The sequence below is a fragment of the Pseudolysobacter antarcticus genome (genome assembly GCF_004168365.1).
GTDB classification, from domain to species: Bacteria; Pseudomonadota; Gammaproteobacteria; order Xanthomonadales; family Rhodanobacteraceae; genus Pseudolysobacter; species Pseudolysobacter antarcticus.
The window spans coordinates 2,228,473-2,249,375 of sequence record NZ_CP035704.1 but is presented as its reverse complement, the minus strand read 5'-3'; the positions used below and the strand labels follow the sequence as shown (position 1 = coordinate 2,249,375).

15 protein-coding genes are annotated in these 20,903 nt (G+C 57.3%); 3 read left to right on the top strand and 12 right to left on the bottom strand.

The annotated features are described in order from the left end of the window. Window positions 1–150: 150 nt before the first annotated feature. From ELE36_RS09530 to ELE36_RS09505, 6 genes are read right to left on the bottom strand one after another with little or no spacing between them, the layout of a single operon-like run. Window positions 151–2,214, bottom strand: a complete 2,064-nt coding sequence (locus tag ELE36_RS09530) for a hypothetical protein (RefSeq protein ID WP_129832844.1) — start codon at window positions 2,212–2,214, stop codon at window positions 151–153. Beyond that, window positions 2,211–2,966 (bottom strand): glycosyltransferase family 2 protein, encoded by a 756-nt coding sequence (locus ELE36_RS09525; protein ID WP_165371549.1) that lies wholly within the window; start codon window positions 2,964–2,966, stop codon window positions 2,211–2,213. The genes ELE36_RS09530 and ELE36_RS09525 overlap by 4 nt, the downstream gene beginning before the upstream one ends. Beyond that, on the bottom strand, window positions 2,959–3,891 hold the full coding sequence (locus tag ELE36_RS09520) for a class I SAM-dependent methyltransferase (RefSeq protein WP_129832842.1): 933 nt from the start codon (window positions 3,889–3,891) through the stop codon (window positions 2,959–2,961). Before ELE36_RS09520 ends, ELE36_RS09525 begins: the two co-directional genes overlap by 8 nt. Next, the gene (locus ELE36_RS09515) at window positions 3,888–4,817 is read right to left on the bottom strand and encodes a lysylphosphatidylglycerol synthase transmembrane domain-containing protein (protein WP_129832841.1); all 930 of its coding nucleotides are present in this window, start codon (window positions 4,815–4,817) and stop codon (window positions 3,888–3,890) included. Before ELE36_RS09515 ends, ELE36_RS09520 begins: the two co-directional genes overlap by 4 nt. Window positions 4,818–4,857: 40 nt before the next feature. After that, window positions 4,858–6,723, bottom strand: coding sequence for an asparagine synthase (glutamine-hydrolyzing) (gene asnB, locus ELE36_RS09510; RefSeq protein ID WP_129832840.1), 1,866 nt, complete (start codon window positions 6,721–6,723; stop codon window positions 4,858–4,860). A 2-nt stretch (window positions 6,724–6,725) separates the two neighbouring features. After that, window positions 6,726–7,733 carry a glycosyltransferase family 2 protein gene (locus tag ELE36_RS09505; RefSeq protein ID WP_242512404.1) on the bottom strand — a complete coding sequence of 336 codons (1,008 nt, stop codon included), beginning with the start codon at window positions 7,731–7,733 and terminating at the stop codon, window positions 6,726–6,728. A 234-nt stretch (window positions 7,734–7,967) separates the two neighbouring features. On the opposite strand from ELE36_RS09505, the gene ELE36_RS09500 reads away from it, so the two are divergent. Both ELE36_RS09500 and ELE36_RS09495 read left to right on the top strand, forming a co-directional pair. Then, entirely contained in the window at window positions 7,968–8,309 is a 342-nt protein-coding gene (locus ELE36_RS09500) for a c-type cytochrome (RefSeq protein WP_129832838.1), read from the top strand. 63 nt (window positions 8,310–8,372) lie between these two features. Next, window positions 8,373–8,717 carry a c-type cytochrome gene (locus tag ELE36_RS09495; protein WP_129832837.1) on the top strand — a complete coding sequence of 115 codons (345 nt, stop codon included), beginning with the start codon at window positions 8,373–8,375 and terminating at the stop codon, window positions 8,715–8,717. Window positions 8,718–8,812: 95 nt separating this feature from the next. Here the strand turns inward: ELE36_RS09495 and ELE36_RS09490 are convergent, their stop codons facing one another. Continuing rightward, entirely contained in the window at window positions 8,813–9,421 is a 609-nt protein-coding gene (locus tag ELE36_RS09490; protein WP_129832836.1) for an NfuA family Fe-S biogenesis protein, read from the bottom strand. A 102-nt stretch (window positions 9,422–9,523) separates the two neighbouring features. Here ELE36_RS09490 and ELE36_RS09485 point away from each other — a divergent pair, with 102 nt between their 5' ends. Continuing rightward, on the top strand, window positions 9,524–9,922 hold the full coding sequence (locus ELE36_RS09485) for a 4a-hydroxytetrahydrobiopterin dehydratase (RefSeq protein WP_242512403.1): 399 nt from the start codon (window positions 9,524–9,526) through the stop codon (window positions 9,920–9,922). A gap of 90 nt (window positions 9,923–10,012) precedes the next feature. Here the strand turns inward: ELE36_RS09485 and ELE36_RS09480 are convergent, their stop codons facing one another. The 5 genes from ELE36_RS09480 to recC form a co-directional block, all read right to left on the bottom strand. Further along, the gene (locus ELE36_RS09480; RefSeq protein ID WP_129832835.1) at window positions 10,013–11,053 is read right to left on the bottom strand and encodes a hypothetical protein; all 1,041 of its coding nucleotides are present in this window, start codon (window positions 11,051–11,053) and stop codon (window positions 10,013–10,015) included. 356 nt (window positions 11,054–11,409) lie between these two features. After that, complete coding sequence (gene orn / locus ELE36_RS09475; protein ID WP_129832834.1) at window positions 11,410–11,994, bottom strand: oligoribonuclease; 585 nt, start codon at window positions 11,992–11,994, stop codon at window positions 11,410–11,412. Window positions 11,995–12,043: 49 nt separating this feature from the next. After that, the gene (gene recD / locus ELE36_RS09470; RefSeq protein WP_129832833.1) at window positions 12,044–13,945 is read right to left on the bottom strand and encodes an exodeoxyribonuclease V subunit alpha; all 1,902 of its coding nucleotides are present in this window, start codon (window positions 13,943–13,945) and stop codon (window positions 12,044–12,046) included. After that, the gene (gene recB, locus ELE36_RS09465) at window positions 13,942–17,562 is read right to left on the bottom strand and encodes an exodeoxyribonuclease V subunit beta (protein WP_129832832.1); all 3,621 of its coding nucleotides are present in this window, start codon (window positions 17,560–17,562) and stop codon (window positions 13,942–13,944) included. Before recB ends, recD begins: the two co-directional genes overlap by 4 nt. Beyond that, the gene (gene recC, locus ELE36_RS09460; protein ID WP_165371548.1) at window positions 17,559–20,903 is read right to left on the bottom strand and encodes an exodeoxyribonuclease V subunit gamma; all 3,345 of its coding nucleotides are present in this window, start codon (window positions 20,901–20,903) and stop codon (window positions 17,559–17,561) included. The genes recB and recC overlap by 4 nt, the downstream gene beginning before the upstream one ends.

The window sequence follows — 20,903 nt, the reverse complement described above, 5'->3', positions numbered from 1 at the left end:
CAGACGAAAAGGCAGGTGAAGAGATGCGCCTAGAGTGCAAAAGGTTGCAAAGAATTCATACTGAATTCGCATTCCCCTAACCGACAAAAACCGCCGCTCGAGGCGCCGCGTTGGCATGCGATAGATCAAGCCAAGCGCGATATCGCAGACCTATCGCGCAAGTGCCGGCAACGCCACGGCAGCGAATGAATATAGCGACAGTCCCACAGCGAATAGCAGCGCTGCGTTGAACGTTCGCTGCGGCAATTTGTTGCTGCCGTGCCCAAGCAACAGTGCCAACATTCCCGCCATCGGCAGCAGATAACGCCCCTGCCGCTGCAGGTCATCGACCCAACTGTGCAGCAGCGAGCTGCCTGCGATGAGTATGCAGATGCCAAAAACCACCGCCAGCAAACGCGTCGCATGCGCGGGATCGGCGCGTACCAGCGCAGTCGATCCGATGATGATCAGCAACACGGCGGCTCCTATCAGCCACCAATAAAGATTCTCGTCAGCGTAAATATTCATATGTCCGTACACGCCGAATGCGCTCATGCGGCTCATTTTCCCCCACTGATACGGATCGAAAATTATTTCATGCAGGGTCACACCTTTGTGAGCGAGACCGAGCATCGCAAAACCTTTACCTTGGGCGATCACCGAAGGTTTGAACTGTTCGCCCGCATGGGCTTCGGCGACGGCCATGATGTTTGCCGCTTTTGTCGCCGGCGTGCCGTTCATCCAGATATCCAACGCGAGCCGCGGAATAACCACGGCAAATATGATCCCTATGACCAGCAGCAAACGCGCCAAAACAGCTTTTCGCTGCGCATCTCGCCAACAACGCAATACAACTACAATCGCTGCAAAACCAATAAATGCGGCACCGAGAAGTGCGAACGAAATATCCGAATACCACGCGTCCTGCATCGGAATTGCGGGTGCGAATACACTGAATCCGAGCAGCGCCAAGCCGAACAGTGACGCCAACAATTCGCGCCAGCGCAAGTCCAGATGCAGCACGGCGAGCCATAACAACAATCCGGGAACGAGCGGCAGGAAATTGCGCTTCGATATCAGAATCAAACCAAGACAGATGGCGAAGACCACGACAGCGCTGCTCATGCCTCGCCGACCGAGGATATACGCCTGCAAACTGCCACTGCCATCGGCGACCAGCGTCGCGGCGATTAGCGTCAGGAACAACGGAAAAGCATCGGCATTGAAGTACGAAAACACGTACCAGATTTGCGGTGTGACGAGAGCGATGGCGAGCGCAATCGCCCAGCTTTTTTTGCGCCACGCCAGCACGCACAATATCGCCCACAGCGAACACTGAAAAATTCTCGCCGCCATCATCTCGGAGCCGGCGAGCGTGATGATCGGCGAGATCACACGTGCAGCAATCGGGTAGTTCACGTCCAGCTCGGACAGATAAGACGTGCCATAGATTGATAACGAAGGTACCACTGCCGGATCGTTGATCGCGGGCGGCCACCAATGCACGGCAAAATAGTGCAACGCCGACATGTGCGAATACTCGTCGGGATGCATCGACTGTGTGGTGCTGCTCAGCATCGCTATCGCCACGATCAGGCCAGCCGCCAGACTCATGCCGATCACGATCACGGCATGCGTTGGCAGTTTTACTTTGACCAACAACAGCGCCAGCAATGCCGCACACGCCCATTCAAATGCGGTGATCGCATCCTGTGACAACTCCGGAATACGAACCAGACGCAACGGCTGCGGCAACGGCAAGTTCATCTGCGGATCGCCCGAGCCGGCGAGCGGTTGAATCAAAACGCCATCCGCCCGTGCTTCAACCCGCACGATATCAGCGAGTGCCTGCAAATTTTCCTTGCCCAGCGCCATGCTATCGACCGACGGATTCACTACCCAGTTCAGTGCATTGACAGCGATCCACCCATCATTGTTGGTCGGATCGAAACGCAGGCTGGTGTAGGTTCCCCGCGGCAATTCGAAGGAAATTTTATTGTCACCGGCCTGCAATCCAGCGGTTGCCGACTCAGCTTCGGAATAGCCGTCACCGCGATCGAAAAACCATTGCGCGACACCATTTTTTTCCGCGAGAATTTGCATCTGAATGATGCCGCCCGGCTGCGGCCAGCAGCGCAAAAGCATCAGTACGAGCAGCCATATCAGGCTCAATGCGAGCAGAGTTTTTCTTGATCCGTCACGTATCGTCTGCAGGCGCAGATTGCGCAAAGTCATCGTATCAACCTTTGCCCAAATTGACGCAGATGCAGATCGAGTCCATGCGCGATTTGGGTCTTGCGATCAAAGCATACAAGCTGCTGACGATATATCGAGTAGTCACGTAACTGGCTCGACTGCGCCGCGCCATGGATTCGATAACGCACTGAAGGTCCGCGCAGGAAAACACAGCGACCGCCAGCGCGCAATTCAAGCAGATGAATCACATCGGAACCCGCATATGCAGGGTCTGGAAATGGTTGTTGCACCAGCCGAGCGCGTCGATACAACACACCTGCGCGTGTAGCGACCGAGCCCAACAAAGGCAACCACGCCGGAGGCTGTAGCGGTATCAGCGGCGCCACCAGACGGGCGCAGCGATCGAGCAAACGTTTGTTGCTGCGAAGTGCGGTTACGACAACATCATTTTCCGCTCGCAAATGTGCTGCAATCTGCTGGTAAAAATCGGTGTCGGTGAAAAGATCGTCGGCGTCGAGTATCTGCAACCATTCGCCCGACGTTTCTTTCACGAGTCGATTGTAGCTGCCAGCGATGCCGAGATTGTGTTCGTTGCTCAGCACCCGCACGGCGACATTTGGCAAGAAATCTTTGGCGAATTGCCTAGCGCGCGAAAGCGAATCATCGCTGGATGCATCGTCGAGGAAAACGATTTCGCGCGGCGACGGATTCAACCCGCGCAAACAAACAAACAGTTCGTCCAGAAACCGGCTGGCGTTGTACAAGGGAATGCCGAGCGACAGATCAAGCACGAGTGGCGATGACTCGAAGTGTGGTCGATCTGCCGACGACAAGATCGACTGCGACTTGCAGAGGATAGCCTGCCATTCCGAACAAACCGGTATTGCTGATTTTCCTGCCGATCAGACTGCCTAACGAGCCACCGATGAGCGGCGTATGACCAGACTCGATGCGGATGTCATGGAATCCGGCGCGTGCGAATGTGTTCTCGATACTCGATCGATCAAAATGCACCAAATGCCGCGGCAGGTAGTAGCCGAAAAAGAACTTGCCGAACGCACTGGCCCAGATACTGCGCCGGTTCGGAACTTCGATACAAAGCCTTCCATCGGGGCGCAGCAGTTCGGCCAACCGCTGCAAAAGTCGCAACGGATGTGGATGATGTTCGAGCACATGCCGCAAAAAAATTACGTCGTAGGTCTGGTCATCGGCTTGCAGTTGCGTATGGGTCAGGTAACGCAAGAGTGGCATGTTGTTCAACGCCGCGGGAGTGAGCGCATGGAAATCGACCGCAGTTATTTTTGCGGCGAGACCATGCGCCTTTGCGTAACGATCGACCCCACGCGATAACGCACCGTCACCGCAACCGTAGTCGAGCACTTGCAATTCGGCGAAACCATCTAGTCGCTTGTCGGAGAGTTGTGTTCGCAAATACCGGTCGATCGAAAAATCGCGCAAGCGCGTTATGAATCCATCACTCGCCGCGGACGGAAAATCCGCAGAATCGCGTTGCTCGTACAGCTTCGGCAGATCTGCTTCAATCGGTCGAGGATTGGTGAATGCGATGCCGCAATCGGCGCATTCGTCGATGCCATAATCACCTGTGGCGGATTCAAAATCAGAGGAAGTCAGTAGGTGATGCAGCGAACCTCCGCCGCAGACCGGACAGCTTACCAGCGTCTCGATACGCAAAACTGGCGGCGCGCTGATCGTCATTGGTCGCGGTAATCCATCAGTTCGGTAACGTAGCCCAACAATGCTCCCAGTAAGGCATAACCGAGGAAGGTAAACGACAGCGCCAGCGCGGTTTCGCGACTGGTGCCGAACAAAGCCAGCAGGCCGACATAACCGCCTTCACGCAAGCCAATGCCGGCAATGCTGATCGGCAGCAGCATCAACACGGAAACACCGGCATACACCAAGCACCATGCCGACAGCCCGATATCGATGCCGAGCGCGTGGCCGATCAGCATGTGGTTGCCGATGCAGATCGCATGAAAAACGAGCGCCAGTATGAAACAGATCATCAACCGCGCCGGGCGGCGCATCGCATCGTGCAGCGCGTGCGCGATGCGATGCAGCAGCTCTGACAGACGCGCCAGCCATGGTCGGCTGCTACCGATATTTGCCAATCTCACGAGCAAGTCGCGCACGCTGGCGAGCGACAACATCACGCCCGCGATGGCGATCGCAAACGTAGCGCAAACCAGCACGATTCCCAGGCTGCGATGGATCGTATCGAGAGCGAACGCGGCAAACGCACCAATCGCAAACAACGCAAAGGTTGCGATACCACGATCGATCAAGGTGGCTGCGGCAGCGTGTCCTGGAAAACGCTGGAAGCGACCGAGTCGCCAGATTTTCACGACATCGCCAGCAAGCTGACCCGGCAAAACCGTACCGTAGAATTGCGAGATAAAACTCATGCGCACGACTTCGGTCAACGGAAATTCCGGTGCGACCACCCACAGTCGAATTGCCGCATCGATCCAGCACTGCAGACTCAGCAATGCTCCGGCGATAAAAATCCCGAGTCCCACACGCGTGAGATCTGCGGTCACATCGCCCAACGGCGTACGCTGCAGCAGCCAACCGAGTAGGCAGGTTGATAGCACCAGCTTGAGCCAGAAACGCAGGTTCATTCGCCGCCCTGCAATAGCCGCGTTTTCGCTGGCCAATAGGTCATGTCACAGATCGCAATTGCGCACCAAGATGTGATGCGCCCAACAACCAATCGGCCCACAAATACAGACGATGATCGGCCTTGTGCATGCGATGCTGCGCCAGCATTGTTTGCGAAAAACCGGGATTCAGCGAGTGTGGATAGTCGGGCAATTTGCCGTCACTGAACCACTGCCCGATCGGCACGGCAAAACCTTGTTTGCTGCGCGTCAGCACTTCGTGCGGCAGCAGCGATTTTGCACTCTCGCGCAGAATCCATTTGCTGATGCCGCCGCGCAATTTCATGCGCGCCGGCAAGCGCCGCATGAAATCCACAAGCTCGATATCCAGAAATGGTGCACGCACTTCGAGCGAATTCAGCATACTCGCGCGGTCGACTTTCACGAGGATATCGTCCTGCAAATACAGTCGGATATAAAACGCGATGGTGCGCTCGATCGGATCATCAGATGCGCAACCTTCCCAGGCATCGATCGCTTCGCTGTAAATTTCTTCGAGATCGATCGGCGCGCGAAACAGTTGTTCGAGTTCCGACGGCGCCAGTGGTGCCATCCACACGGGCAGGCGAAAATTGGCGGGATGATCGAGGCCGCGCAGCGTGCGTTTCAAGCGAAAATCCAGACTCATGTAGCGATGCGACACCGGCAGGCGTGTTACCGCGAGCGATACCGCACGATGCAGCGGTTTCGGCACGAGTTTTTCGTACCAGCGCGCGTAACGCAGTGCGCGAAACGGATCGTAACCGGCGAGCAACTCATCCGCGCCGTCACCACCCAGCGCGACCGTGACCTGCCGGCGCGCATGCTGGCACAACAGGTACGTCGGCAGGATAGAGGAATCGGCTACCGGTTCATCGAGCCGCGCGCAAAGATCTGGCAGAATTTCCAGCGCGCGCTGCACTGAGAGTGTTTCGATTTGATGATCGGCACCGACATGTTCGGCGACCATTCTGGCATAACGTGTTTCGTCGAAACTGGCCTCTTCGAATCCGATCGAAAATGCCTTGATCTTGTCGCGTCCGGCGTGTTGCATCGCAAGCGCAGTCACCATCGACGAATCGATACCGCCGGACAGGAAACATCCCACCGGAACATCGGCAACCAGGCGACGTCTCACCGCAAGATCGAGTCGTTCACGAAACTCGTCAATCCAGCGCGTATCCATAGCGGCGGAACTATCTTCGAATGGCTCGGGCTGATATTGCCAATAATGTTCCGTGCGATACGAAAAATCAGCGAGGTCCAACGTCAACGAAAATCCGCCCGGCAACTTCGACACGCCGTGCAGAAAGGTCAGCGGTGCCGGCACATAACCGTAAGCAAAATATTTGCGCAGCGCGATTTCGCTCAAGGTCGAGGGTACCGCGGGATGCTCGCGCAACGCGGTTAGTTCTGAGGCGAATACAAAACCATTTTTCAGCGCACAGAAAAACAGCGGCTTTTTACCGAAACGATCGCGCGAGAAAAAAACCTGATTGCGCTCGCGGTCATACAGCGCAAACGCCCACATCCCATTCAGCCGCGATGGCAAATCCTTGCCCCAATGACGCCAGCCGTGTAGCAGCACTTCGGTATCGGAATGATCGCTGCGAAATTGTGCGCCGAGCGCTTCGAGCTCCTTGCGCAGTTCGCGGAAATTGTAGATCTCGCCGTTGAAGACGATGGTCAGCGCGCCGTCGGCGGTGGTCATCGGTTGTTTGCCGCCCTCGATATCGAGAATCGCCAGGCGACGAAAGCCGAGAAACACTGCACGATCGGCATCGACCAGCAAACCTTCATCGTCGGGACCGCGATGCGCAATCCGCGCCGCCATACGTCCCAATACCGAGACATCGCCCGCTCCGAAAAATCCGGCAATGCCGCACATCGTTATTTACCCGTTTCCCGACCACGCAGACTCACCACCCGAGTGATGCGATACACCGATTTGTCCTGCGATTCGTGATAAGTGCGATTGAGCATTTCGGCAAGCAGGCCCATCAGGATGCTGAGCACACCGGTCGCATTCAGGAACACCGCGAGCAGCGGCAACGGTGTCTGAATTAGCGAGAGACCGCCGAACAGTTTCAGCCCGAGCGCCCAGATGCCGGCGAGAATCCCGAGGCCAATATTGAGCAAGCCAAAACCGCCAAACAAATAGATCGGTTTGTTCGAGTAGCGATACAGGAATTTCACCACCATCAGATCGAGCACGACCTTGACGATGCGTTCGAGCCCGTACTTGGACTGCCCATGCAATCTCGCGTGATGAGTCACTTCCATTTCGGTCACGCGCGCGCCGTTCCAAGACGCGTAGATCGGCACAAAACGATGCATCTCGCCATACAACTTCACGCCATCGAGCACATCGCGGCGATAGGCCTTGAGCGAACAACCGTAGTCATGCAGATGCACGCCCGAAACGCGCGAAATAATGCTGTTTGCAATCCGGCTCGGCAGATTGCGTTTGATCGCATTGTCCTTGCGATTTTTGCGCCAGCCCGATACCACATCAAAACCTTCGTCGAGTTTTTCGAGCAGGCGCGCGATATCGTCGGGATCGTTTTGCAGATCGCCATCCATCGGCACGATGATGTTGCCGCGAGCATGATCCAGCCCGGCCATGAACGCCGCGGTCTGGCCGTAGTTGCCGCGAAAATGCACCACCGTGACATGCGGATCATTGGCGGCGATCTGATCGAGAATCGCCGCGGAACCATCAGTGCTGCCGTCGTTGACGAGAATCATTTCCCACGACCGACCGAGTCGCTGCATTGCTGCGGACACACGCTCGTGCAGGATCGGAACATTCTCCGCCTCGTTGAACAGCGGGATGGTCACGGTAATATCGATGTCGCGCGGCGTGGCATCGGTATCCAACGTTGTCGGGTTTTTCACTGCGTCATCCATCAGCAACCTTGGCTTGTAGTTCTGCCGCTGTGCCGAACTCCGGCTCTACCGACATCCGCATCGACCGCGCATTTTACGTCAATACCCGGCACGAATCGCCGCTTCGCGGAAATTCCGCACGGTCCGGCAAGCAGGCTCTAGTGGCATGTGCAGCTTACCGGCTATACTTTCGCATTGTGTAACATCCTGCCCTGCCCCTTAGAGAATGTCGGAAGCCCGCTCATGTCGAGATTTTTGTCGCTTGCCCCGATAGCCGCCTGCCTGCTGCTGTCCATGCCATTGTTCGCCGCCGATACTGCCAAGGGCGATATCGCTGCGGGACACGAACTCGCCTACACCTGCCATGGCTGCCACGGCGTGACCGGATACAAGAACGCCTATCCGAACTACCACGTGCCGCGTATCACCGGGCAGAATTACGATTACCTGGTCAACGCACTGACCGAATACAAAAAAGGCGAACGCGCCCATCCGACCATGCGCGCGCAAGGTGAAAGTCTGTCCGATGCCGATATCCGCAATCTGTCGGCTTACCTCGCCAGCCTCAACGATGCCGCGCACTAAGGCGCGTGTAAGCAATCCACCAAACTCAAACAGTTCGCCAGTTCGAACCGCAAGGATTTTCGCATGAAGCCCGCTTTCTACATTCCCCTGTTTGTTGTTGCCGCATCTTTCGCGTCGCAGGTATTCGCCGCTGATCTGCCGCAAGCGAAAATCGAGGAAAAAGCCAAGACCTGCGCCGCTTGCCATGGCGCCGACGGCAACTCCACCACCGATGCGCAATATCCGCGTCTGGCCGGCCAATACAAGGATTACATCGCCAAGGCATTGCACGAATACCAGTCGGGCGAACGCGACAACGCGATCATGAAGGGCTTCGCCGCCACACTGAGCGAAGACGAAGTGAACGGACTGGCCGAATATTTCTCGAACCTGCCGGGCAAGCTCGACGATCTGAATCATCGCGAGTAAGCAAACGCGCTGCCGCCGAATATAGCGCGCGGCAGCCAACGTTATGCCCACGGGCCTGATTTTCTCAGGCCCTTTTTTATCTCAACGAGTTTTATCTAGATCACGGCGCTAGCGCCATTGCGGCCCTGATAATACGGATTGACGCCCTTGGCGTGATCCGTCGCGTCGCGCACAGCGGTGATTTCAGGAAGGCGCTCACGCAAGGTTTTTTCGATGCCTTGCTTGAGTGTGACATCCGCGTTGCCGCAGCCTTGGCAACCGCCGCCGAACTGCAGATAAACCACACCTTCGGCATCAATCTCCACCAGGCTCACGCGCCCGCCGTGTGAGGCGATCTGCGGATTGATTTCGCTGACCAGCAGATAACGCACGCGCTCGACCAGGCTGGCCTCAGCATCCGGCGGTGTGCCGCGAATCTTCGGTGCCTTGATCGTGAGCTGGCCGCCGGTGGAATTATTTTGGTAATCGATCGATGCGTTATCGAGGTAGCAGGTGCTTGCGGCGTCGACGTAAAGGATGAAATCGGTGCACTCGATGCTCCACTCGTCGCCCTGCAGATCGGACAATTCACAGAATTCGAGATTACAATCGGCAGTCGGCAGACCTGCGTTGGTAACTTTCACGCGAATGCCCATGCCGGCGATGCCCTGCTGCATCAGCAGTTTGCTGAAATGGTGTTGTGCGGTTTCGGAAATACTGATCATGTTCGTCATATGGTGGCGGTCTGGATAGATTCTAGACCAAACTGGTACTGATTGGCGCCAAGCTGTATCAATGCGCTCGTATTTTTCAGAGGAAGATCAAGCATGCTCGCTCCCACCATGACCATCAATCACCTGCTCAGCATGCATTGCACACCGCAGAAAGGCGCTGAGGCGCGGTTGTCGGTGAATGCCTGCGAAACCTTTCTGGAATTGCTGCCGGATTGGAAACTGGACGCCGAGCAACTCGCCATCAGCAAGGATTATCGCTTCGCGGATTTTCATCACTGCATGGCCTTCGTCAACGCGCTGGCGTGGATTGCGCATCGCGAAGATCATCACCCGGATCTTGAAGTCGGCTACGGCCACTGCCGTGTGCGCTGGAATACACACGATGTCGGCGGCCTGTCGATCAACGATTTTATCTGTGCAGCGAAGATCGAGGCCTTGATCCACAACAGCGACAATGGCGAACCGCAGCGCATCATGCCAACGCCGAAATAACGCGGGTGTCGCTACGCCGAACTACTCGGATTTACAGGTATTGCGGAATTTTCCGCGCCCGATAAACAGCTGGCGAGCCGCGCAGCAATCTCAATCGCCACAACCTTCAAATCCATCAGCAAAAAGCGTATCGCTACTGCTGCCGAGCGATGAAACCATCACGAAATTCTCAAGCGCGTCCTTGGTGCTGAAATACATTCGGTAATGATTCGGCGCCTGCACCGATTCGACACTGCTGAAATTGCCGTCGCCGGCGATGGGTTGGTGATCGATCGTGAAGGTGCTATTGGCGGCGAATACACCGGCCGGCGATGACCAGGTCGCGCCATTGTCGTTGGACGAGACAAACCACACCTGTTTGTCGATTCGTGATGCGTCGGCGTGACGAAATGCATAATAGGTTGCCAAAGTGCCATCCACTTGGCGCAACGTGCGACCGACGTTATGCACGTAGGCCGGAATGCGTGGATCGCTGATCGTGCCGCAGCTGCTGGAGATGAGCCAGCAATACGGCGTGCCAACAAACAGATTCGCCTCGACGAGTTCGGCAGATGTTGCCGGCGGCGTTGAATCGGTGTAATCGAATTGTCCGTCGCCACCACCAAAATTATTGGCCCCGCCACCGGAGTCCACGCGCAAATAAAGTTTATCGTCGACCAAGCCAAATGTGCCGGCGTGATTTCCCGCAAACACCGATTGCAACGGACCTTGATGCAGCACGCTGGTATTCCCGGCCGCACTACCAAGATCGTTGACACTGCTGTTGTAGTTGTATTGTCCAACCGTGGCGCCGACATTTTCGGTCCACGCAAATAATTTCCAGGTCGTCGTCGTGGTATCAAATGCGACGCGCACAAAATCCAGCGGCGGATCGATCGTCGCGCCATAATTCTGATACGGCGTGCTGCCGACCTTGTAGCTGAGAAGACCGTCGCTGGTGAAATGCTGGCCGTCGGTCGAAGTGGCGTGCGTGAATGCGCCGAGCGCCGAGGTCGCCGGAAAGTTGGGATCGTTATTGGCGAGTACCCACAGATGATAGAGCTGCGTAGATGGTTCGTAGACGACGGTGTTGCGCAACGAACTGCCGCCAGAGGTCAGATCTGTACCAAGCCGGATGCCGTTGAGACGCACCGGGCATGTGTTGGTAGGAAATTTGGGAGCCGCAGCCGAAGCCGCACTGGCGCCGAAACAACAACAAAAAATCAGCGCGACACGAAGTCGGGCCCGGAAGGCAGTCATTGGCATTGGCTTAACTCGGTAGTTAATTACAAAACGTGATCAACACTTCGGCAATCCGCGATCGAGTGTGGGCCACTTTTTCGCGAAAGTGAAGCAAACATCATGCCGCGCTGTGCGCTGCGTACGGGTACAGCACGTGACTTGCCAAAAACTATCGCGAGCGGGGCCATTGCAAAATCTGTCGTAAAACGCTCCAGCAGCAGCCACAACGGCCGGATTGAATCGCTTCGTTTCTCAGCATGAATTGCTTACGACGTCGACTCAGGCAGCCCCGCGATACGCCCCATGAACTGACGGTAATAACGCAATTCGTCGATCGAATCGCGCACATCGGAAAGTGCCGTATGGTTGGATTCCTTGGTAAAACCCTTGCCGATTTCCGGCGCCCAACGCCACGCCAATTCCTTGATCGTCGAGACATCGAGATTGCGATACATGAAAAACCGTTCGAGCCGCGGCATCAAGCGATGCATGAAACGTCGATCCTGGCAGATCGAATTGCCGCACATCGGCGACTTGCCACGACCAGCAAAACGCACGAGAAACCCCACCGTCAGCGCTTCGGCGGTAGCGATATCGATCGTCGAATCAAGCACTCTTTGCCATAACCCGGATTTGCCGTGCTGGTTGCGATTCCAGTCGTCCATCGCTTCGAGTCGCGCGAGATCGTGGCGGATCGCAAACTCCGGCCCCTCGGCGATGATGTTGAGATTCTTGTCGGTCACGACCGTGGCGATTTCGAGTATCGAATCGGTATCGGTATTCAGCCCGGTCATCTCCAGATCGATCCAGATCAGATTGTCATCGCTGGGAAAAGGTGGCTGCAAACTCATTGAAACTCCAAAATAAAAATCAAGCAACCGTGTGCTCGAAGCAAACCAATTATGACGAACTCACGGCAGATCTGTCTGCAGTGCCGAGCAAGCCCGTGATCTGCGCGGCTAATCCCGACCAGCGTTGCGCAGGACTGCCGATCGCCGCGCGCAATACGCTCTCGCTGCCAATCACGATCAATTGCTTTCGCGCGCGACTCAGCGCCGTATACAACCACTCGCGCGTCAGCAACGGATGCGGCTGCGGTGGCAGCAATACCAGCACGGTATCGTATTCCGAGCCCTGCGCCTTGTGCACAGTCATCGCGTAACCGAGTTCAAACGCGGGCAACTGATTCGCCGACAATCCGCGCACACCATGCTGCGTATCGGCAAACCACGCGCGCAATCGTTGCTGCGTATCGATCAGCAACACGCCGCTGTCTCCATTGTACAAACGCAGCGCGTGGTCGTTCTCGGTGATCAATAGCGGCGCGGACGGAAAATGCGGCGGCAACGATTGCCATGCCTTCAGACCAAGCTGCGCGCGCGCTATCGAAGCATTCAGCGCGCGCGTTCCCCACGGCCCTTCGCGCAACGCACCGAGCACACGAAAATGCGCCAGCGCATTCAACGCTTGTTCGGGCGTCGCGGCAGTTTGCAGCGGCGCGTATTTTTGCGTGGCAATCTGCAGTGTCTGCGCGAGCGCATCGTTCTGTTCGTGCTCATGCCAGACGACGCCACTGCCATGCCGCAAGATCTCGCAGGCGCGATCCGTATCGCCGTCGCGTACTGCCTCGACCAGTTGCGCGATACTGCCGCCCGCGCTGAAACGGTGACTGTGCGTGAGCGTGACCATAGCGTCGCCGAATCGCGCGGTCGCATCCGACGTAATTTCCGTGGCAGCTCCGGTCAGCGCAGCGATGTCAGCTGCAGCTTGCGGCGAATACCGATTCTGCACATTGAACGCGCGCAGTTCGGACAGCACATTACCGATCTCGATCGATGCGAGTTGATCCGGATCGCCGAGCAGGATCAACCGCGCATCGCGTGGCAACGCATCGAGCACACGCGCCATGCTCGGCAAGTCGATCATCGACGCTTCATCGAGCACCAGCACATCCAGCGGCAGTGGATTTTTGCGATCGTAACGCGGCGTGCTGCTATGCGGACGCATGCCGAGCAGGCGATGCAAAGTAGTCGCCTCGCGCGGCAAACTCGCGCGCAATTCATCCGACACCGGCAGCTCGGCGAGATCGCGCTGCAAGCTGTCACTCACGCGCCGCGCCGCCTTGCCGGTGGGCGCGGCGAGCGCGATGCGCAGCAATTTTTCTTGTGGTTCCAGCTCGCGTTGCACTGCGTTCAACGGCGGCGAAGTCTGTTGTGCGATCAATACCAGCAGGCGCAACACGGTCCAGGTTTTGCCGCTGCCGGGACCGCCGAGAATCACCGTGAGGTTCTGGCGCAATGCCAGCGCCGCCGCCACTCGCTGCCAGTTTGGCGTCGTGGTCGCGCTGGCCGGAAATAACCGCTCGATTTGTTCGCGCAGCTGCAACGATTCGAACGCCACGGGATTACCGCAAACACGCCGCAGCAGATCTTCGGCGATACGTCGTTCGTATTCGAAATAACGTCGCAAATAGAGATTTATACCATCGCAGATCAGCGGCGACTCGGCACCGGAATTGCTTACCAGACCACTCGCGCACAATCGCTCGTGCAGCTGTGCGGTCGTGCCGGAAAAGCCACGATCATTCGGCGATGAAGAGTCCAACGCATCGCATAGCTCCTGCAACGGAAGGCAGCTGTGTCCTTGCTGCACGGCGGCGGAAAGTTGCGCGATCAATTCGCGTAACCACGGCTCGCGCATTGAGCTGCGATGCATCAACGAATCTGCCAGCGCGTAGTCGAACGCACTCGGCAAACCGATCGATCCAAGAACATTGTGATCAGGTACCGTCTGCATATTCATTCGCCATCGAACCACTGATCGAGCGCTTCGACAAGATCCGTCGATGGTTGTTGATGCACCACGCCGGCACCCGCGTTTGCCGTGTTCAGGCCACGCACGAACACATATAACGCGCCGCCCAGCAACTCGGTGCGATAACGCGCACCGAGCCGCAGACGCAGATAGCGATGCAACGCCACCTGATAAATCAGCGCCTGCAAATCGTAACGATGTTGCTCCATCGCCTGCGCAAGTCGCGGCGGCGCATAGTCACGCGCATCCGGGCCGAGCCAGTTGCTCTTGTAGTCGAGCACGTAAAAACGCCCTTCATGGGCCAGCGTGAGATCGATAAAACCATTCATCAAGCCTTGCAATGCGACGCCCGCAGAACCCAATACCTGCAACGCGGCAGCGTACTCCGGGTAACGTTGTGCAAGATCGATCAATACCGCGGACGCGCCGCTTGCCAGTCGGAAATGAAACTCCATTTCTGCCACTCGCGATTGCGGCGACAATGTGCGCAAGCGCAAACGCGGCAGCAATTCCGCATCGAGCGTTGCACGCACCAGCGCGAGGAATTGCGCCTCGCTCGCAGCAGCAAATCCTGCGCGTTGCACCTGCTCGGCAACGATGCGCCGTAGTGCAACCACATCGTCGCTGCTGAAGTCGATGCGTTCGAGAATCTGATGCAGGCATTCGCCGAATTCGGCACCACGCAACAGCGAGGATACCGACGCGGAAACTTCACCGAGCGCGACCGATGTTTCCACCACCGCATCGTGATCGGCCGCGTGCGTCACATGCATGCCTTGCACGAGGCGCGTGAAACTCAAAGTGCGCCGCGCATCGAACAACGAACGTATGAATGGCCGCGCGTGCAGCGGTATCGAATCGACTTGCGCAAACCAGCGTTCTGCAGAAAGTTCGGGTAAGGCACAGACATCGATCGCGCCATCACTATCATCGCGCAAACGAGCCAATCGATCGGCCATGATGGCCTCGTCCGGTGTTGCGATCGCATGGCGATTGTCCGCGGTCGCGGGGTCGAGCAGGCGCAGCAACGGCGAATACGCGCCGGCATCGGTGTTGCCCCAAACCAGGTACAAACGATTGATCGCACGCGTGCATGCCACGTACGCCAGACGAATCGATTCGGCGTAATTTTCCAGCTCGCGCTGACGTGCGCGCGCCGCCAATTTTGGTGTACCGAGATCGGCCACGACACGATAATTTTCATCGTGACTGATCACTGGAACCTGCACCGCATTTTTTTTGTTTTTTCCTTTCCACAAAAACGGCGCGAACACGATCGGATATTCCAGTCCCTTGCTGGAATGAATGGTGACAACCTGCACCGCTTGCGCATCACTGTCGAGGCGCAACAATTGCGCCTTGTTTTCGGTATCCGGCGCCAGTCGATGCTGTTGCAACCATGCCAGTAGCGCGACGGGCCCGGCGCACTTCGTGCTCGCTTCATCCAACAGTTCGCCAAGTTGCAGGTAATTCGCGATGCGTCTTTCGCCATCGTGCAGCGGCAACAAGCGTGGTGCCGCTGCACGCAATATTTCGAGAATCAGGCTCAGCACGCCTTGTTCGCGCCAGCGCGTTGCGAGTGCGGCGAACTGCAGCAAGGTGATTTCCCAGCCCTCATCGCTGGCATCGAGTGCCTGCAACGCGCCGGCGTCTAGGCCGAACAAAAGCGTCGTCAAGGCTGCGCGCAGTTTCGGCGCGCGCGTCGGTTCGAGCAATGCGCGCAACAGCAAGATCAGCTCATGCGCTTCGTCGCTCGCAAACACGCTTTCACGCGCTCGCCGCGAAACCGCAACACCGCGCGAACGCAATGCAGTCTCGACTAGCAACGCCTGTTTTTGACTGACCACCAGCACGGCGATATCACCGGCGCGCAGACCGCGCTGCGCAATCGCCGCCCCAGGCAGATCGAGCACAATTTGCTGTTTCGCACCGGCCTGCAACAGGCGCACGATTTCGCTCGCCACGCTGCCGGCGATTTTCTGCTCAAGCCTGCCGACCGTGGCGATGGTGATCTTGCTCTTGCGCGTATCGCGCAATTCGTCGGTCACCTCGGCATGCCAGAACGTCAGCGGTGGCGCACTCGGATGCAGCCAACGCCCCTGTTTCGGACCACCGGCCTGCACGTCGCGCCAAGGAATAAAGTCGACCACAAACGTGCGCGGATCACGGAACAACTGGTTGAGCGCCTTGCTCAGTGCGGGTTCGGAACGATAATTGGTATCGAGCGTGAACACTTGCGCTTGCGCGTCCTCGCGCGCCGCGGCGTAGGCAAATATGTCGCCGCCGCGAAACCCGTAGATCGCCTGCTTGGCGTCGCCGATCATCAGCAGCACGCCGCGCTCAGCATAAACACGACGGAAGATGGCGTATTGGCGCTGATCCGTATCCTGGAATTCATCCACCAACGCGACCGGATAACGATCGCGCAAACGTGTCGCGAGGCGCTCGGCATCATCGCCGCAAAGCGCATCGTGCAATCGACCGATCAGACTATCGAAACCCAGCGATACGCTGATTTCCTCGTGGCGTTTCATCTCGGCGCGCACATAGTCGCTGGTTTCCACCAGCAGCTTTGCCGCATGCATTTGCAGTATGGATTCCGCGCATTCCGACAACTCGCCGAGCGCAGTCAATAACGCATCCTGCGGCAACGGTTTGCCTTTTTCGCGCGCCGAGGCATTCTGATTTTTTTCGAGCATTTCGGGTCGAAAAATATTGCCTGCTTCGGGAAACAAAACGAGCGCATGGCCTTGCGAAAAATAGTCGTCGAGTTCACTGCAAACGGTTTGCAGAGTCGCTGCATCCATGCCACTAGCCTTGGCGCGCGACATGCCATACGTCTTGTCGGCGAACAGCGTTTCGATATGCGCGGGCGCTTCGGCCGACCACAGGTTGCGTGCATAGGCGAAAGCGCGCTGCATCGTGTTTTCGAGCGAACGCAATTCATGCGCAGGATCGCGTGGCGCACGCGCGTAATCGGGAAGAGTAACAAGATCGCGAATCGCCTGCGCCAATGTCTGCGGTTGATCGAAACAACGCAGCAGCCAGCCGCTGCGGATCGGATCATCGGCATGAATTTCGCGTCGCCAGAAATCTTCGACGAAACGCAGCCGCAACGCGACTTCGTTACCCGGCTCGCTCAGGCGCAACGGCACGCCGCCATCCAGCGCAAATTCCGCCAGCACACGACGGCAATAACCATGGATCGTATGAATCGCCGCCTCGTCGAAACCCGGCACCGCCAGATCGAGCAACAAGGCAATTTCATCACGGCTGATATCGAGCGCCGCGCAGTTGGCGATGATGCCATCGAGCAACTTTTGATCGGTCGAATCAGCGACAAATTGAACCTTCGTGTCTGTCGACAAGTTCGCCAGACACGTACGCATCCACACCAGTCGGGCACGAATGCGAGTACGTAATTCGTCCGCCGCCGCTTCGGTAAACGTAACTACCAGAATCTGCTGCACTGGCAAACGTCGTTCGAGCAGCAGCCGCAGATAAAGCCACGCGATGCTGTAGGTTTTTCCGGTGCCGGCACTGGCTTCGACCAGGGTCGTGCCGGTCAGCGGCGCAGTCAGCAATTGCAGCGGCTGAACGTTCATGTCTCGTCACTCGCAGTGCTGCAATCGAGTAGCGGCATGAAGATCGTTTGCGCCAGTGTTTCGAATTCCGCGTCAATCAGCGGTTCGCGTCCGCGCGCAAGCAATGCAACATGCGCATCGAGATATTCGCCGCGTTGATGTTCGTTGCCGTACCAGCTTTCGATTGCCGCGGCATGCGCATCCTTGGCCTTGCGCTGCGCGACGGCAAACGCATATTGCGATTCCGGAAACAACGGCAGCAGCTCGGCAAAACTGCGCCGATAAATATCGATCAGCACGCGCAATATTTCTATCGCTTCCGGCACCGACAATCGCGCGAATGTCGCGGCTTCAATGCGCGCTTTTTTGATACCGAAATAAACCGGTTTTGCATCAACGGCGTAGGCATTCACCGCACTCAATACGAGATGCATCAACCACGCCGACAGGTGATCGCGCGCGCGCAAGCCGCCGACGCGATGGTTCAACAGACCCGCGCCGTGCGCAGAATTCCAGGTCATATCGAGCGTGAAACCAGCGATGTCCAGCACAGCGGTTTTCTGCGCATCCGGATCGGAATTTAGTGAGAAATGGCGCAGCTCTTTGGCAAGATCGTTGAGCGACTCGCGATGCGCGGCATAAACACTTCCTGCCGTTGGCCCGGCGGGAAAGAGGCCGGCGAGACGTAAACTATCTGGCAAAGTTTCGGGTAACGATCCGTGCTTTAGCGAGAGCTCCAGCATCGCGACCCGTGCGTTGTAGCCGCCCAGACCGTCCAGCACAAACGTTTCATCGTCCTGGATTTCCGCGCTATCGTCGTAAAGATCGATGCCAAGACGATCGTGCAATTGCACGCGCGCCGGATGCGAAAAAAAGCGCTGCAGATCGGCGAGTGTGATCGCAACCGGCGCATCTGCTTCAGCATACGATGACCGATTATCGGCAAACCGCGGCATGGGCGCCGCTATCGGTTCACTGCGCGCCGCAGGCAACCATTCGTCGGCAAAACTCTGCAAGACATTGGCTGCGGAAAAATACTCGCGCGCAAACGGATGCAAAGGATGTCGGCGCAACAAGGCCGCATGCACTTTTTGCATGCGATCTTCGCTGGCATCGGCTTCTACAACGCCCCTAAAAAATTCCAGCAACTCGTCGATCAACGCCGACGGCGGACGCGGCTGCCCATCTTCGGCACGGCGGTCGATATAACTCAGATGCACACGATCGCGCGCGGCGAGCAAGGCTTCGAGAAAAAGATAACGATCGTCGTCGCGGGTATTGCGATCACCGAGACGCACATGTTGGCGCATCAGATCAAAACTGTTCGGCGTCGCGATGCGCGGAAATTCGCCATCATTCATGCCAAGCAACGCAACTACACGGAATGGCACCGCACGCAGCGGTACGAGCGTGCAGAAGGTCACGCCATCGCCCGGAAAACGGCTGAACGAGCCAGGCTCGGCAAGTTGTTCATCGAGCGCCTCGCGCATGGCCGCAAATGCAATCGGCTGATCGAGCAACGCGCGTTCGGCGTTCGTCGCGAGCGCACCAAGCGCGGCGCGCAATCCGGTCAATGCCTCAACGGCTTCACTATCGTCCGTCGCGGGCAGGAAAAAATCATCGAGTGCGGCCAACAATAATTGTTGCCATTGCGCCATCGTTTGCGGATGTGTCAGGCGCTCGCGCAACTGCTGCAAACTTTGCAACAACGTCGCGAGCTTGCCGAGCGCCTGCACGTACTGGCCTTCGATATCGGCAATCGGCGCGACGCCGCGCCAGACGTCGATATCGTCACCCAGTGCGTAACCCGCGAGCAGGCGATCCAGCCCTTCGCGCCAGGTGTGTTCACTAAAATCGCCGACACCCAGATCGGCGCGAAACGATGCGTCCAGACCCCAGCGGATACCGGCAGCTTCGATCCATTGTGCGAGGCTCACTTTTTCCTGCTCGCTGATATCGAAACAACGCATCACCGGCGTCTGACTCAGGAACCCGAGAACTTCGCTCGCGCTGAAACGCCACTGCGGCAAATCCAGCAACGCGCGAAATCCCTGCAGCACCACGTGCTCAGCAAGCAATGCGCGATCGGCGATACGAAACGGAATCTGGCGCGACGCCGGCTGCGATACAAACACCGCGGAGATCGCACTTGCGTAGTCATCGATGCGTGGCACCATCACGACCACATCGCGCGGCATCAGGCTCAGATTTTCACTAAACGCATCAAGCAAAACATCGTGCAAAGCTTCGACTTCGCGCAGCCGATTTGCACACGCGTGAATCTGTAAACTGCGATCGGTAGCGTTCGGCAATGGCGTGCATTGCTCCGGCTCAAGCAATAACAAACTGCGCTGCAATCGTGTCAGCAAACTATCGCCGGGCATCAACTCGAAGGCATCGGTTTCCTGCAGCGTTTCGTCGTTGTGCAATCGTTGCAGAAAATCCCGACCAGGTTTGCCCCACGATGCCAGCAATGGATGGCCGACATCGTGATAGGCGCTGCGATCCGGCAAACCGAGTTGCATCCAGCGCGCGCGATAACGTGCCAGATCGCGCTCAGCGGTGAGATCGCCCCAATAATGCAGGCTGTAGTTGAGCTGGTACAAACGCACATCGCGCGCCGCGGACAACCAGCGCAACACATCCAGATGCACGGGTGCAAGTTGGCTCAGGCCGAAACCGTGAATCACGGTCGGCAGGACAAAATCAGAATCAAGCTGCAAGCTTGCAGGCTGCTGTAACAGGCGCTGAAACAACGCCGCGCGATGCGGCTCGCTAACTTGTTGTACTAGTGCGATCCACAGTTTCTGCTGCCAGATTTCGTCCTCGCCGAGATCGAGCAATCGGCCTTTTTCCCAAGCCAGCAACCAGTCGCCGCGATACACAAGATATTTGTCGTAAGTATCGGCAAGGCGTGCCGCGAGCGGATAAAGCCGCGTCGAATTATTGTCGCCGGCGAGATAGCGTTGCAGCGGTGCAAACTCGGCGCGATCGAGCAACGTCGGCAACAGTTGCACGATGCGCCAGACCAGCACCTCACGCGCATACACCGATTCACGCGGCGCAGGTGAGAGTCGCGCCGCGAGCACACGCCATGCGAATACCGCAGGCAGGACAAAATCGATATTGGCGCAAATGCCGATGTGTTCGGCCAGCCAGCGGCGCAGCCAGCGCGCCATGCCGGGATGCGGCACCAGCACGATCACCGGCTGCAACGGCGCATCGTCGGTTGCCTGCATTAGCGCCTGCGCAAGTTGTGCGGCCAGCACTTCGAGTCGATTGCTCTGGATCAGTTCGATGACGAGTTTTCCGATGGTCGATGCGCCGCAGCAGCATGCGCAGATGCCGCGTGGCGCGATCAT